14 protein-coding genes are annotated in these 14,877 nt (G+C 63.6%); all 14 read right to left on the bottom strand.

The window, feature by feature from the left end:
- Nucleotide 1: 1 nt before the first annotated feature.
- The 14 genes from RIB52_RS13825 to nuoF all read right to left on the bottom strand — a co-directional run bounded on the left by RIB52_RS13825 (nucleotide 2) and on the right by nuoF (nucleotide 14,855).
- Nucleotides 2–1,651: a ribonuclease J gene (locus RIB52_RS13825; RefSeq protein ID WP_350176519.1), complete on the bottom strand. Its 1,650-nt coding sequence runs from the start codon at nucleotides 1,649–1,651 to the stop codon at nucleotides 2–4.
- Between the two features lie 14 nt (nucleotides 1,652–1,665).
- Nucleotides 1,666–2,457 carry a type III pantothenate kinase gene (locus tag RIB52_RS13820; RefSeq protein WP_350176581.1) on the bottom strand — a complete coding sequence of 264 codons (792 nt, stop codon included), beginning with the start codon at nucleotides 2,455–2,457 and terminating at the stop codon, nucleotides 1,666–1,668.
- A gap of 4 nt (nucleotides 2,458–2,461) precedes the next feature.
- On the bottom strand, nucleotides 2,462–3,202 hold the full coding sequence (locus RIB52_RS13815) for a biotin--[acetyl-CoA-carboxylase] ligase (RefSeq protein ID WP_350176517.1): 741 nt from the start codon (nucleotides 3,200–3,202) through the stop codon (nucleotides 2,462–2,464).
- The gene (nuoN, locus tag RIB52_RS13810) at nucleotides 3,199–4,677 is read right to left on the bottom strand and encodes an NADH-quinone oxidoreductase subunit NuoN (RefSeq protein WP_350176515.1); all 1,479 of its coding nucleotides are present in this window, start codon (nucleotides 4,675–4,677) and stop codon (nucleotides 3,199–3,201) included. Before nuoN ends, RIB52_RS13815 begins: the two co-directional genes overlap by 4 nt.
- Nucleotides 4,677–6,227, bottom strand: coding sequence for an NADH-quinone oxidoreductase subunit M (locus tag RIB52_RS13805; RefSeq protein ID WP_350176513.1), 1,551 nt, complete (start codon nucleotides 6,225–6,227; stop codon nucleotides 4,677–4,679). The genes nuoN and RIB52_RS13805 overlap by 1 nt, the downstream gene beginning before the upstream one ends.
- A gap of 14 nt (nucleotides 6,228–6,241) precedes the next feature.
- Nucleotides 6,242–8,320 carry an NADH-quinone oxidoreductase subunit L gene (gene nuoL, locus RIB52_RS13800; RefSeq protein ID WP_350176511.1) on the bottom strand — a complete coding sequence of 693 codons (2,079 nt, stop codon included), beginning with the start codon at nucleotides 8,318–8,320 and terminating at the stop codon, nucleotides 6,242–6,244.
- Nucleotides 8,321–8,326: 6 nt separating this feature from the next.
- Nucleotides 8,327–8,644, bottom strand: a complete 318-nt coding sequence (nuoK, locus tag RIB52_RS13795; RefSeq protein WP_350176509.1) for an NADH-quinone oxidoreductase subunit NuoK — start codon at nucleotides 8,642–8,644, stop codon at nucleotides 8,327–8,329.
- Complete coding sequence (locus tag RIB52_RS13790; protein WP_350176507.1) at nucleotides 8,641–9,264, bottom strand: NADH-quinone oxidoreductase subunit J; 624 nt, start codon at nucleotides 9,262–9,264, stop codon at nucleotides 8,641–8,643. Before RIB52_RS13790 ends, nuoK begins: the two co-directional genes overlap by 4 nt.
- Nucleotides 9,265–9,409: 145 nt before the next feature.
- Complete coding sequence (gene nuoI, locus RIB52_RS13785) at nucleotides 9,410–9,898, bottom strand: NADH-quinone oxidoreductase subunit NuoI (protein ID WP_350176505.1); 489 nt, start codon at nucleotides 9,896–9,898, stop codon at nucleotides 9,410–9,412.
- The gene (gene nuoH, locus RIB52_RS13780; protein WP_350176503.1) at nucleotides 9,895–11,037 is read right to left on the bottom strand and encodes an NADH-quinone oxidoreductase subunit NuoH; all 1,143 of its coding nucleotides are present in this window, start codon (nucleotides 11,035–11,037) and stop codon (nucleotides 9,895–9,897) included. The genes nuoI and nuoH overlap by 4 nt, the downstream gene beginning before the upstream one ends.
- Nucleotides 11,034–11,225: a hypothetical protein gene (locus RIB52_RS13775; protein ID WP_350176501.1), complete on the bottom strand. Its 192-nt coding sequence runs from the start codon at nucleotides 11,223–11,225 to the stop codon at nucleotides 11,034–11,036. Before RIB52_RS13775 ends, nuoH begins: the two co-directional genes overlap by 4 nt.
- Complete coding sequence (gene nuoG / locus RIB52_RS13770) at nucleotides 11,222–13,255, bottom strand: NADH-quinone oxidoreductase subunit NuoG (protein WP_350176499.1); 2,034 nt, start codon at nucleotides 13,253–13,255, stop codon at nucleotides 11,222–11,224. Before nuoG ends, RIB52_RS13775 begins: the two co-directional genes overlap by 4 nt.
- Nucleotides 13,255–13,566: a hypothetical protein gene (locus RIB52_RS13765; RefSeq protein WP_350176497.1), complete on the bottom strand. Its 312-nt coding sequence runs from the start codon at nucleotides 13,564–13,566 to the stop codon at nucleotides 13,255–13,257. Before RIB52_RS13765 ends, nuoG begins: the two co-directional genes overlap by 1 nt.
- A complete protein-coding gene (nuoF, locus tag RIB52_RS13760; protein ID WP_350176495.1) occupies nucleotides 13,563–14,855 on the bottom strand; it encodes an NADH-quinone oxidoreductase subunit NuoF in 1,293 nt (430 codons plus the stop codon). Before nuoF ends, RIB52_RS13765 begins: the two co-directional genes overlap by 4 nt.
- Between the last annotated feature and the right edge of the window lie 22 nt (nucleotides 14,856–14,877).

Here is a 14,877-nt window from a genome sequence, read left to right as displayed (position 1 = left end):
GTCACGCCCCCGGCATGAGCACACGGACCTGTGGACGCTTCCCAGACCATCGCTGCGCGGCGCGGCGCGCGGCGAGACGGGCCGCTTCGTGGATGGCAGCAAGATCGCGCGCATCCCTGCCCTTGAGCTTGCCGACAGCTTTCAGGATATCCTCCTGCGCCTCAGCGACGAAATCCGGCATGTCTTCTTCAAGCGGCAAGCCGACTGCCTCGATCAGGGGTGTCTCACCCGGCACCAGCACGACGATCAGCACACCCTCATGCGCGATCCGACGCCGCATCACGACCGCGTCGCCGTCAGAGGGCGCGATGATGTCCCCGTCGAGCACGAGCCGACCATTGCGCACCTGCGCAAGTCGGCCCGGCTCTCCGGGCGCGAGACGGACGATGTCGCCGTTCGACTGCACCACGGCCCTGGGGATCTGGCATTCCTTCGCGAGCCGCGCCTGCTCGGTCATGTGCTTCATCTCGCCATGGACGGGGACGAGCACTTCGGGGCGCAGCCACGAATAGAGCGCTTCGAGTTCGGGCCGTCCCGGATGGCCGGAGACATGGATCAGGCTCTGCCGGTCAGTCACCATCTCGATGCCGCGCGCTGCGAGCTGGTTCTGGACCTTGCCGATCGCAATCTCGTTGCCCGGGATCTGGCGGGAGGAAAACAGAACCACGTCGCCGCCGGCCAGTTCGAGCGGGTGGTTGCCTTCCGCGATCCGGGAAAGCGCGGCGCGCGGCTCACCCTGCCCGCCCGTTGCGAGGATCAGCACTTCGCCGCGCGGCAGGCCCATCGCAGTGTCGAAATCGACAGTTTCCGGAAAGTCCTCGAGATAGCCGTTGTCCTGAGCGACCTCGATGATCCGGTCGAGCGAGCGGCCCGCGACGCAGACGCGCCGCCCGGTTTCGCGCGCGACTTCTCCCAGCGTGTGGAGCCGCGCGACATTGCTGGCGAACGTCGTCACAAGGACCCGCTTGCCCTTGTGCCGCGCGACCTCTTCCATAAGCGCTCGGTGAACGGCGCCCTCCGAGCCTGAAGGGTTCGGGTTGAAGACATTGGTAGAATCGCAAACAAGCGCAAGCACGCCCTGGTCCCCGATGGAGCGCAATTCCGCCTCGGTAGTCGGCTCGCCGATGATCGGGTCGTCGTCCAACTTCCAGTCGCCAGTGTGGAAGACGCGGCCATGGGGAGTGTCGATCAGCAGCGCATTGCCTTCGGCGATCGAGTGCGCGAGCGGGAGATAGGTAACGGCAAACGGGCCGAGCTCGATCCGGCCGTGATCGTCCTCGATAACGTTGAGTTCGACCTCGCCAAGGAGCCCCGCTTCCTCGAGCTTGCGCGCAACAAGGTCCGCGGTGAACGGCGTCGCGTAGAGCGGCACGCCGAGATCGCCCGCGAAATAGGGAACGGCGCCGATATGATCCTCATGCGCATGGGTGAGGACGATCCCGAGAAGGTCCTTGCGGCGGTCCTCGATGAATTCGAGATCGGCGAAAACGAGATCGATCCCGGGATACTCGCCGCCCGAAAAGGTCATGCCGAGATCGACCATCAGCCACTTGCCCTCGCAGCCGTAGAGGTTGACGTTCATGCCGATTTCGCCCGACCCGCCGAGAGCAAGGAAAAGCAATTCGTCCTGGGGCGTGTAATTCTTGTCCACCTGGTGTGTTGTCCTCAGCCTTGCGCTGCCTGGCGGGCGAGAATGCCCAGCCCCTCTATCGTAAGATCGGCATCGACATGGTCGAACATGTCGGTCGCCTCGTCGAAAAGTATCGCAAGTCCGCCGGTGGCGACCACCTGTGCCGGGCGGCCGATCTCGGCGCGCATTCGCTCGACGATCCCCTCCATCATGGCGACATAGCCCCAGAACACGCCGATCAGCATCTGGTCTTCGGTGTTGCGGCCGATGACGCTGGTGAAGTCGGGCGCCCGGATCGCGATGCGCGGGAGCTTTGCCGTCTTGCCGACCAATGCGTCGAGCGAAAGGTTGATCCCTGGGGCGATCGAACCGCCTTTGTAGGTCCCCTTGAAATCGATCGCCTCGAACTTGGTTGCAGTTCCGAAATCGATGACGATCAGATCGCCGCCATATTTATGATGCGCGGCAAGGATGTTGAGCGCGCGGTCCGCACCAAGCGAACTCGGCTGGTCGACATCGATCTCGAATCGCCAGTGCGCCGTCCCCTGCCCCGCGAAAAGCGGCGTGATGCCGAAATATTTCTGCGCGAGCACCGTCAGGTTGTGATCAGCCCGTGGCACCACCGACGCGAAGATAATCTGGGTGATATCGTCACGATCAATGCCCTCGATCTTGAGAAGCTGGAGCAGCCAGACCGCGTATTCGTCGCCCGTCCGGCGTGGATCGGTTGCGATCCTCCAGCGATTGCGCACCTTGCTCGCAGCTCCTTCACCCTCGAACAGCGCAAAGACGACATTGGTGTTTCCGACATCGGCGGCGAGCAGCATCCTGTTATGCACCCTCTTCCTGTTCAATATCGCCCGCGCGAATGACACGTTCCGAGCCATCCGCCAAGCGCAGACGCAAAGCTCCGTCACTGGTTTCAAGCCCGGCGAAACGCCCCTCGACCGGATCGCCCTCCCCGTCATGCACGCGCAGCGGCGAACCGGGGGTGTGGATCGAAAGCGCTATGAAACGCTGGAGTGTGACCGAAAGCCCCTCGGCGCGCCATTCGCCAAGACGCACGGTAAAGGCAGCCGTGAGGCTGCGGGCAAAGCTTTCGAGATCGGGAACTTCGCCCCGCTCGGCCAGCGCAGCGGTCCTGCGATCTGGCAGGACGGGTGCGCGTGCGAGATTCACGCCTATACCCACGACGACGTGGCAACCGACCATTTCGAGCAATATGCCGGAGAGCTTTCCTCCGTCCAGCATCACGTCATTGGGCCATTTCAACGCCAGTCCGGCGCGCTCGCCCGCATGCTCGCGCGCTGCATCGTGCACCGCCAGTGCGGCTACGAAGCTCAACGATGCGGGCGGGGGGTCGCACTCTCTTCGCAGGACGACGCCGGACCCCATGAAATTGCCCGCGCCGTCGAACCAGTGACGGCCCTGCCGCCCGCGCCCGGCGCTTTGACGGCGGGCGACAAGCCATTCTCCCTCGGCCGGCGCCCTGCCCTGACGGATCAAAGCGGCGAGATCGGCATTGGTCGATCCCGTTTCCTCCAGGATGCGAATGGCAGGCGTGTCGCTCAAACCGCGAAGAACAGCGAGGCTGCGGCCTTGTCGGCAAGGTCTGTCAGCGACGGGGTGAGCAGGTAGCCCAGGGGGGACAGCAGCGCCGCCATCAGGAACAGCAGCGCCCAGTGCCCGCCCCCGCTCTTGCCGGTGACGAGGCCGACGGGCTCGTCGAAGAACATCACCTTGACGAACTTGATGTAGTAGAACGCCCCGATAACGCTCGCCGCGATTGCGACTGCACCGAAAGCGATAAGGCCCGCATCGACCGTCGCCTGGAAGACGACGAACTTGCTGTAGAATCCGAGCAGCGGCGGGATACCCGCAAGGCTGAACATGAAGATCAAAAGGCACCACGCGATGGTGGGCTGCGTCACCGACAGCCCGCGAATGTCGCCGAAGGTCTCGTAAAGCCCGCCCTCCTCGCTCCTGAGCATCAGCAGCGCGACGAAGCTGCCAAGGCTCATCGCGACATAGATGAACAGATAGACAAGCATCGCCGAGGCCCCCGCTTCATTGGCAACCGCGAGGCCCAGCAGGATGAAGCCGACATTGTTGATCGAGGAATAGGCGAGCAGGCGCTTCAGGTTCTCCTGCCCGATCGCGCCCAGCGCGCCGAAGATGATCGAAGCGAGCGCGGTGAACATGACGATCTGCTGCCAGGCGAGCACTTGCCCGCCAAAAACGTCGAACACGACCCGGGCGGTCAGTCCGATCGCAGCAACTTTTGGCGCGGTCGAGAAGAAGGCGGTGACCGGTGTCGGTGCGCCTTCATAAACGTCGGGGGTCCACATGTGGAACGGCACGGCGGAGATCTTGAAGGCCAGGCCCGCCAGCACGAAAGTCAGGCCGAACAAAGGACCGTAGGCGAGCTCGCCCTGCAGACCGGCTCGCACCGTGTTGAAGCTCGTGCCGCCGGTGAACCCGTAAAGCAGGCTCATCCCATAAAGCAGGATGCCCGAGGCGAGCGCGCCGAGGACAAAGTACTTGAGCCCCGCCTCGCCCGAATGCGCATTGCGCTTGAGAATGGCGGCTAGGACATAGGCCGACAGGCTGTTCAGCTCCAGCCCTAGGTAGAGCGACATGAAATCATTGGCGGACACCATGATGCTCATGCCGAGCACGGCGAACACGACAAGCACCGGATATTCGGCGCGCGTACCGCGGTCGAGCCCCGCCGCCTCGCTGTCGAAGAACCGCGGCGCGACCATAAGGCAGGCGATCGCCGCGAGGTAGATCAGCGCCTTGGCGAAAAGCGCGAAGCTGTCGATCTTGAGCAGCCCGCCGAAAGCGAGCGTGTCCGGCCCGTCCATGCCGGTGTGCAGGCCGGGCACGAGCAGGAAGCCAGCTGCGAACAGGCCGCTAGCGGCGAGCACGGCGATGGGACGCGCGGCCTTGTCCCCCGCCCATGCCGCGACGAGCAGCAATGCGAGGCCGGTCCCGACGAGCACCAGTTCGGGCGCGATCAGCGCGAAGCTTGCGGGAAAGTCCATCAGTGCTCTCCCTCCTCGCCGTGCGCTTCATGCAGTATGGCATTGGCCGACTCTGCGCGCGGAGGTCCGGCCGCGAGCCGACTGTCGCTTTCCGGCGCGGCAGAAGCGATCCGCGCGTCGAGCGCGGCGATATCTGCCCGCATCGGGGCGATAAAGCTCTCGGGGTAAACACCCATCCACAGCACCACCGCAACGACCGGGACCATCATCGCCCATTCGCGCGGACGAAGATCGCCCATGCGCGCGGCGTCTTCGTTCTTCTGTATGCCGAAAGCGACACGGCGGTAGAGGTAAAGCATATAGGCAGCGCCAAGGATGATGCCGGTGGTGCAGACGAGAGCGGCCCAGGTCGAGATCTGATAGATCCCGGCGAGCGAAAGGAACTCGCCGACGAAGCCGCTCGTGCCCGGCAGGCCGATCGAGGCCATGGTGAAGAACAGGAAGAACATCGCGTAGTAAGGCATGTTGATGGAAAGCCCGCCATAGCGATCGATTTCGCGGGTGTGCAGGCGGTCGTAGATCACGCCGACGCACAGGAAGAGCGCGCCCGAGACAAGGCCGTGCGACAGCATCAACACCATCGCCCCTTCGAGCCCCTGCACGTTGAAGGCGAACAGGCCGACCATCACGATCGCCATGTGCGCAACGCTAGAATAGGCGATCAGCTTCTTCATATCGTGCTGCACCAGCGCGACGAGCGAGGTGTAGACCACCGCGACCATGGCGAGGGCGAAGACGAACCAGGCGAGGTCGGAGGAAGCCTCGGGGAACATCGGCAGGCTGAAGCGGATGAAGCCATAGCCGCCCAGTTTCAGCAGCACGCCGGCGAGGATCACCGAACCCGCCGTCGGTGCCTGCACGTGTGCATCGGGCAGCCAGGTGTGGAACGGCCACATCGGCACCTTCACTGCGAAGCTGGCGAAGAAGGCGAGCCACAGCCAGGTCTGCGCGCCGACCGGGAAATCATAGGCCATCAGGGTCGGGATGTCGGACGTGCCGGCCTCGGCCACCATCCAGAACATCGCGATCAGCATCAGGACCGAGCCGAGCAGCGTGTAGAGGAAGAACTTGTAGCTCGCGTAGATGCGATTGTCCCCGCCCCACACGCCGATGATGAGATACATCGGGATGAGACTCGCCTCGAAGAAGATGTAGAACAGGAAAATGTCCTGCGCAGCGAACACGCCGATCATCAGGACTTCCATCAGCAGGAACGCGCTCATGTACTCGCCCACGCGTTTCTGGATCGCGTCCCAGCTGGCAAGAATGCAGATCGGCATCAGGAAGACGCTCAGCATGATCAGCATCAGCGCGATCCCGTCGATCCCGAGCGCGTAGCTGAACCCCGCGAACAGTTCCGCCCGCTCGACGAACTGCCATTGAGGGCCGCCGACCTCGAAATTGGCCCAAAGCACCGCACCGAGCGCCAGCGTCACGATCGTCACCGCAAGCGCGATGCCGCGCGCTGCGCTGGCGCTGGTGAACAGGCAGAGGATCGCGCCCACGAGGGGCACGAGCATCATCGTCGTGAGGATGGGAAAGCCTTCCATTGCAGCTTCGGCCCCTAGAGAAGAACGTAGGTCATGGCGGCGACGAGGCCGAGCAGCATGACGAGTGCGTAGGTGTAGAGATAGCCCGACTGGATCGACTTCGCCGCGACCGACCCGCGCTGCACCGCCCAGGCGATGCCGTTCGGGCCGAAGCGATCAATGCCGCCGATATCGCCGATTGTCCAGAACCGGCGCCCGAACCAGAAGGCGGGCTTCACGAAGATGCGGTCATAGAGCTCGTCGAAATACCATTTGCGATAGACGAAGTCGTGCAGCGCCGAGAAGCGCGCCACGAACGCCGCCGGGATGCCGGGCTTCAGGATATAGGCAAGTATCGCTCCGCCCAGCCCGACCAGCATTGCGGCGGTCGCCGTCAGCTTGACCCACAGCGGCACGGCGTGGAGCGCGTGGATCAGGTTCTCGTTGAAATAGATCGAGCCGCCCCAGAACCCGTTCGGATCGACCATTTCGGAAGAGCCGTCGATGAAGGGATACTTGAACAGGTAGCCCGCGAACACCGCGCCCAGGGTCAGCAAGCCGAGCGGAACCAGCATCGAAAGCGGGCTTTCGTGCGGGCGGTAACCGGCCGTGCCGTCATGCTCGTCGGTGGAGGGTACGTCATGCGGGCCCTTCTGCTCGGCATCCTCGTGCGGCGCGGGGTGGGCGTGGTCGGACGAATGCTCGCCGTGGTGGACGGCATGCTGGATGTGCTCGCTCTCGGCCCAGCGGGGCTTGCCCCAGAAGGTGAGGAACATCAGGCGCCAGGAATAGAAGCTCGTCAGCAACGCCGCGATCGCGCCCGCCCAGAAGGCGAAGTGCGCCGTGCCCGTGCCGCGCGCCCAGGCCGCTTCGAGGATCGCGTCCTTCGAATAAAAGCCCGCAAAGCCGAAGACGTAGAGCACCCCCACCCCGGTGATTGCGAGCGTACCCGCCATCATCGCCCAGAACGTCACGGGGATAGCCTTACGCAGCCCACCATAATAGCGCATGTCCTGTTCGTGGTGCATCGCGTGAATGACCGAGCCAGCGCCCAGGAAAAGCAGCGCCTTGAAGAAGGCGTGGGTGAACAGGTGGAACATGGCCACGCCATAGGCCCCCACTCCGGCAGCGAAGAACATGTAACCGAGCTGCGAGCAGGTCGAATAGGCGATCACTCGCTTGATATCCCACTGGGTCGTCCCGATTGTCGCGGCGAAGAAGCAGGTCGCAGCTCCGACGACCGTCACGATGGCGAGCGCAGTGGGCGCGGTTTCAAACATCGGCGACAATCGGCAGAGCATGAACACGCCCGCGGTTACCATGGTTGCGGCGTGGATCAGGGCAGAGACAGGCGTTGGCCCTTCCATTGCGTCGGGCAGCCAGGTGTGCAGGCCAAGCTGCGCGGACTTGCCCATGGCACCGATGAACAGGAGGATGCACAGGATATCCATTGTGTAGAAGCGGAAGCCGAGAAAGCCGATGGTCGACCCGCTCATGGCCGGCGCCGCGGCGAGGATTTCCGGGATCGAGGTCGTGTTGAAGACGAGGAACGTCCCGAAAATGCCGAGCATGAAGCCGAGGTCGCCCACGCGGTTGACCAGGAAGGCCTTGATCGCCGCCGCGCCCGCGCTGGGCTTGCGAAAATAGAACCCGATGAGCAGGTAGCTCGCCAGCCCCACCCCTTCCCATCCGAAGAACATCTGAACGAGGTTGTCGGCGGTCACCAGCATCAGCATGGCGAAGGTGAAAAGCGAGAGGTAGGCGAAGAAGCGCGGCTGACTGTCGTCCTCCTCCATGTAGCCCCAGCTGTAGAGGTGCACGAGCGCCGAAACCGAATTGATGACGACCAGCATGACCGCGGTCAGCGCATCGACCCGCAAGGCCCAGTCGAAGCTCATGTCGCCCGACTGCACCCACTTGAGCACAGGCACGACGCGCTCCACTTCGCTCCCATCGAGGAAACCGAGGAAGATCGGCCATGACAGCGCAGCGGACACGAACAGCGCGCCCGTCGTCACTGTCTTGGCCGCGAAATCGCCGAGCCCGCGATTGCCGAGACCAGCGACGATGGCGGCGAGCAGCGGCAGGAATACGATGATGTGAATGGACTGCACCGGCGTTTATCCCTTCATCCGGTTCACGTCGTCGACCGCGATCGTGCCGTGGCCGCGGAAGTAGATGAAGAGGATCGCCAGCCCGATCGCCGCCTCGGCCGCGGCCACGGTCAGCACCAGCATGGCGAAGACCTGCCCGACGAGATCGCCCATGAAGGCGCTGAACGCGACGAGGTTGATGTTCACCGCCAACAGGATCAGCTCGATCGCCATCAGGATCACGATCACGTTCTTGCGATTGAGGAAGATCCCCAGCACGCCGAGCACGAACAGGATCGCGCCCACGGTGAGGTAATGTTCGATGCCGATCCCAGCACTGATCATAACTCGACCCCTTTCCCGTATTCCGGGTCCTTCATGATGGTAGCCTCTTCCGGCCGGCGCGCGATCTGCTTGCCGACATCCTGGCGGCCGCGCGCGCCCGGCTTGGGCGGCTGGAAGGTGAGAACGATCGCCCCGATCATCGCGACGAGGAGGATGATCCCGGCAATTTCAAAGAGCAGGATGTATTCGGTATAAAGAAGCGCGCCGAGCGCCTCGATATTGGACAAGCCGAGCGGTGTCGCGCGGCTGCCGTCGGCCGTGCCGATATCGATGCCACCCGCGCCATAGGCCCCGACCACCAGCAGCAATTCCGCAAGCAGGATCACTGCCACCGCCACACCGAGAGGAAGGTTGCGGATGAACCCGGCCCGCATCGAGGCGAAATCGATGTCGAGCATCATCACCACGAACAGGAACAAAACCGCGACCGCTCCGACATATACAATGACCAGCAGCATCGCGATAAACTCGGCGCCCACCAGCACCATCAGGCCAGCCGCGTTGAAGAAAGCGAGGATCAGCCAAAGCACCGAGTGGACCGGGTTGCGCGAGAGGATGACGAACACCGCGCTCGCGATCACCACGGCAGCGAAGAGATAGAAGGCTAGGACCTGTATCATGTTGCTTGTGGCCGCCCCCTACCCCGCACATCATGCACGGCACGGAAAAGTGGCGATAGGATCCCTTGTCAGTGACCCCCGACCCGCGAGGGACAGGGGCGAGCGGAGACTCGGAGAAAGCCTCCTCGTGAATTTCGCGATGCCCCTAGCGGTAGGGTGCGTCCGCTTCAAGATTGGCCGCGATGGCCCTTTCCCATTTGTCACCATTCGCAAGCAGCTTGGCCTTGTCGTAGAGCAGCTCCTCGCGGGTTTCGGTCGAATATTCGAAGTTCGGCCCCTCGACGATGGCATCGACCGGGCAGGCTTCCTGGCAGAAACCGCAATAGATGCACTTGGTCATGTCGATGTCGTAGCGCGTCGTCCGCCTACTGCCGTCCTCGCGCGGTTCGCTTTCGATCGTGATCGCTTGCGCGGGGCACACCGCCTCGCACAGCTTGCACGCGATGCAGCGTTCCTCGCCATTGGGATAACGCCGCAGCGCATGCTCACCGCGAAAGCGCGGGGAAAGCGGTGACTTCTCGAAGGGGTAATTGATCGTCACCTTGGGCTTGAAGAAGTACTTCAGGGTCAAGGCGTGGGCCTTGAGGAACTCCCAGAGGGTGAAGCTCTTTATGTACTGGGTTGCGGTGGTCATGACTGGCCTCTCACAGCATTGGGCTGCGCGGGGTGGTTGGTGACAAGTTCGGCAGGAGCAGCGGCAGGAGCTTCCTCGCTCAGGATCGCCCTGCTTTCGAAATGCCCCGTCGCCATAAGATACCCGCTGATCAGCGCGACAAAGAGCAGGCTCATCGGCAGGAAGATCTTCCAGCCGAGCCGCATCAGCTGGTCATAGCGATAGCGCGGCACGGTGCCCCAGACCCAGCTGAACATGAAGAAGAACGCGAACGTCTTGAGCAGGAACCAGACAATGCCAGGGACCGCGTAAAGCGGTGCCCAGTCGAACGGAGGCAGCCACCCGCCCCAGAACAGCAGGGTGTTGAGCGCGCACATCAGCAGGATGTTCGCATATTCACCGAGCCAGAATAGCGCGAAGGCCATGCTCGAATATTCGGTCTGATATCCCGCGACAAGCTCGCTCTCCGCCTCTGTCAGGTCGAACGGGGCGCGCGCCGTTTCCGCAAGCGAGGATATGAAGAACACCACCCACATCGGGAACAGCAGCGGGTGCACCACAAAGCCGTTGATGATGCCGAGCCCGAAGCCCTTTTGCTCCATCACGATCCCGCTCATGTTGAAGGTCCCTGCGAACAGCACGACGCATACGAGGATGAAACCGATCGAGACTTCATAGGAGATCATCTGCGCCGCCGCGCGCATGGCCGAGAAGAACGGGTATTTGGAATTCGACGCCCACCCGCTCATCACCACGCCGTATACGCCCAGCGAGCTGATCGCGAGGATGTAGAGCAGGCCGACATTGATGTCGGCGACCACACCGCCTTCCCAAAAGGGCACCACCGCCCACGCCGCCAGCGCGACGGTGAACGTGACGATCGGCGCGAGCAGGAAGATGCCCTTGTTCGCGGCGCTCGGAATGATGGTTTCCTGCAGGAACACTTTAAGCCCGTCGGCGATTGTCTGGAGCAGGCCGAACGGTCCGACGACGTTGGGCCCCTTGCGCATCATGATCGCGCCAAGGACCTTGCGGTCGATCAGGATAACGATCGCAACGGACAGCATGATCGCAAGCGAGATGACCACGATCGCGGTCAGCGTGCCAATGGTCCAGGCCCATCCGTAAGGAAGGCCGAGGGACTGGAAGAAATCGGTCACCGACGTTCCTCCATGAGCATATCGAAGCGGGTAAGGACGGCAGCAGCGATCAGAAGCCAGCTGCCGTAGAAGACGTTATCGATCACAGGGCCCTTCGCCGCGACTGTCGCAACAACTGCCGCAACGAAGAAGGCAATGAGAAAATGCGGCGTGTAGCGCGCCACGAAACGGGTGAAGCCGTCGCTCATTCCGCTGCCTCCTTGACCTCTTCGGCGTGGAGCAGTTCGGCCGAGCAACGCTGCATCACCGCGCTCGCACGGGCGATGGGGTTGGTGAGGTAGAAATCCTTGATCGGATAGGCATCGATCACGCCCTCGGCCTTGGCGCCGCTGTCGGCTTTCGGAAGCTCGCCGTAATCTGCAAGCCCTTCCTCGCCGAGCGCCGGGACTTCGCGCATCATCGCCATCTGCAAGTCGCCGAAGCTGTCGAAGCCGACCGAAACGCCCAGCGCATCGGCCAGCGCGCGCAGGATTGTCCAGTCCTCGCGCGCGTCACCCGGCGCGAAGACGGCCTTCTCGGCGAACTGCACGCGGCCCTCTGTGTTGACGTAGGTCCCGTCCTTTTCGGCATAGCTCGCCGCGGGCAGGATGATATCGGCGGCATGCGCGCCCTTGTCGCCGTGGTGGCCGATATAGACCTTGAGGCTGTCCGCGAAGGGCTCGTAATCCATCTCGTCCGCACCGAGGCTGAGCAGCACCTTGGGGCTGGCCGCCGCAAGGTCGGCCATGCCGCCCTCCTGCGCAAAGCCGAGCATCAGCGAGCCCATCCGCGCCGCCGCCATGTGCAGCACGTTGAAACCATTCCAGGCGGTCCCGTCCTCGAGCACGCGCACCAGCTTGAACTTGTCCACCAGCTTCAATGCCGGGGCGAGCGCACCCTTGGCGAGCGCCGCGCCGCCCAGGATCACCGCCGGGCGCTTCGCCGCCTTCATCGCATCGCCCAGCGCCTTGGGCACGCGGTTCAGAACCTTGAGGTCGCTGCCGAGCCATTCCGCCTCGAAAGTCGTGTCCCATTCCGGCCCGACGCAGAAGACCTTGGCCCCCGCCTTCACCGCCTTGCGCAGGCGCGGATGGACCAGCGCCGCTTCCCAGCGAATGTGGCTGCCGACGATCAGGATGCAGTCGGCGGTCTCGATGCCCGCAAAGCTCGTGTTGAAGTTGACTGCAGCGAGGTTCGACACGTCATAGGTCATCCCGGTCTGACGCGCTTCGACCAGGTCGGACCCGCAGGCCTTGAGCAGAGACTTCGCCGCGAACATCGTCTCGCAGTCGACCATGTCGCCCGCGACCGCCGCGATGCTCGCCTTGTCGCTGCCGAGATGCCCGGAAATCGCCTCGAACGCCTCACCCCAGTTCGCCGGCTGGAGCTTGCCGCCCTTCCTCATCCACACCCGGTCGAGCCGGCGCTTGACGAGGCCATCGACCATATATCGGCCCTTGTCGGACAGCCATTCCTCATTGACGTCGTCGTTCACGCGGGGAAGCGCGCGCATCACCTCGCGGCCCTTGGAGTGGAGCGAGATATTCGCGCCCACCGCGTCCGACACGTCGATGCTGAGCGTGCGCTTCAGCTCCCACGGCCGCGCTTCGAAAGCATAAGGGCGGCTCGTCAGCGCGCCGACCGGGCACAGGTCGATCACGTTCGCCGACAATTCGTGCGCGGCGGCCTTTTCGAGATAGGTCGTGATCTGCATGTCCTCGCCGCGATAGAGCGCGCCGATCTCGTCGACGCCCGCGATCTCCTCGGAGAAGCGCACGCAGCGGGTGCAGTGGATGCAGCGGGTCATGATCGTCTTGATCAATGGCCCCATGTATTTCTCGGTCACGGCCCGCTTGTTCTCGCGCGTGTAGCGCGAACCGCCCCGGCCATAAGCCATGGCCTGGTCCTGCAGGTCGCACTCGCCGCCCTGGTCGCAGATCGGGCAGTCGAGCGGGTGGTTGATGAGCAGGAACTCCATCACCCCTTCGCGCGCCTTCTTGACCATCGGCGTGTCGGTGCGGATCTCCTGGTTCTCGGCAGCCGGCAGCGCGCAGGAGGCCTGCGGCTTGGGCGGCCCCGGCTTGACCTCGACAAGGCACATGCGACAGTTTCCGGCGATGGAAAGCCGCTCGTGATAACAGAACCGGGGGATTTCCTTGCCCGCAAGCTCGCAGGCCTGGAGGACGGTGGCGCCCGCCGGGACTTCGATTTCCTGACCGTCAACTGTGACCTTGGGCATTATGTCGTGCTCCCGGCATCGTCGTAATCGGGTTTGCCGATGAAACTCGCAATCGCGTCGAACAGGCGCTTCATGCTGAAACTTTCGGTGGGGGCCATTTCGCACAGGCCGAAGGCTTCTTTCGCGGCTGCCTGAAAACCCTCCGGACCGTCCGCATCACGCATTGCGTAAAGCAGCGAGCGATCCTTTTCGTCCACGCAGGCGACAAAGCGATATTCATCGCTCTCGCGATCGACAGCAGCGGCACCGGCATGCAGCGAAACGGGCGCTGCAAGAAGGCCGAGGGGAAGGAGCCAAAGCCCGCGCATCATTCCGCCGCCTCAGCGAACTGCGCGTTGTGTTCGGCAATCCGGCGCTCGAGTTCGGGGCGGAAGTGTCGGATAAGGCCCTGGATCGGCCACGCCGCCGCATCGCCCAGCGCGCAGATCGTGTGGCCTTCGACCTGCTTGGTCACGTCGTGCAGCATGTCGATTTCCTCGATCGCCGCATCGCCCGTGCGCAGGCGCTCCATCACGCGCCACATCCAGCCCGTCCCTTCGCGGCAGGGGGTGCACTGACCGCAGCTCTCGTGCTTGTAGAAATAGCTGATCCGGCTGATCGCACGCACGATGTCGGTCGACTTGTCCATGACGATCACCGCCGCCGTGCCGAGGCCCGAGCCAAGCTGCTTGAGCCCGTCGAAATCCATCGGCGCGTCCATGATCTGCTCGGCCGGAACCAGCGGAACCGAGGAGCCGCCCGGAATCACGGCAAGCAGGTTGTCCCACCCGCCGCGAATGCCGCCGCAATGCGTTTCGATCAGCTCGCGGAAGGGAATGCTCATCGCTTCCTCGACCACGCAAGGGCGCTCGACATGGCCGGAGATCTGGAAGAGCTTGGTCCCGGCATTGTTCTCGCGCCCGAAGGAGCTGAACCACGACGCGCCGCGCCGCAGGATCGTCGGGACGACCGCGATGCTCTCGACATTGTTCACCGTCGTCGGGCAGCCGTAGAGGCCCGCGCCCGCCGGGAACGGCGGCTTAAGGCGCGGCTGGCCCTTCTTGCCTTCGAGGCTCTCGATCATCGCGGTCTCTTCGCCGCAGATGTATGCGCCCGCGCCGCGGTGCAGGAAGACGTCGAAATCATAGCCCGACCCGCTGGCGTTCTTGCCGATCAGCCCGGCATCATAGGCTTCGTCGATCGCGGCCTGCAGCACCTCGGCCTCGCGAATATATTCGCCGCGAATATAGATGTAGGCCGCCCGCGCGCGCATGGCGTAACCGGCGACGAGCGCGCCTTCGACCAGCTTGTGCGGCTCGTGGCGGAGGATTTCGCGGTCCTTGCAGCTGCCGGGCTCGGATTCGTCGGCATTGATGACGAGGAAGCTCGGCCGGCCGTCCTTGCTCTCTTTGGGCATAAAGGACCACTTGAGGCCCGTCGGGAAACCGGCCCCGCCCCGCCCGCGCAGGCCCGATGCCTTGATCTCCTCGATGATCGAATCCTGCCCGCGCGCGAGCAACGCTCTGGTGTCGTCCCAGTCGCCGCGCGCCTGCGCCGCCTTCAGGCCCGGGTCCTGAAAACCGTAGACATTGGTGAAGATGCGATCCTTGTCAGCGAGCATCGCGAGCGTCCCATTCCATTGC

It is taken from the genome of Erythrobacter sp. (assembly GCF_040217515.1).
In the GTDB taxonomy this organism is placed as follows: Bacteria; Pseudomonadota; Alphaproteobacteria; order Sphingomonadales; family Sphingomonadaceae; genus Erythrobacter.
The sequence above is the reverse complement of the archived record's forward strand: the minus strand, read 5'-3'. Positions and strand labels throughout refer to the sequence as shown.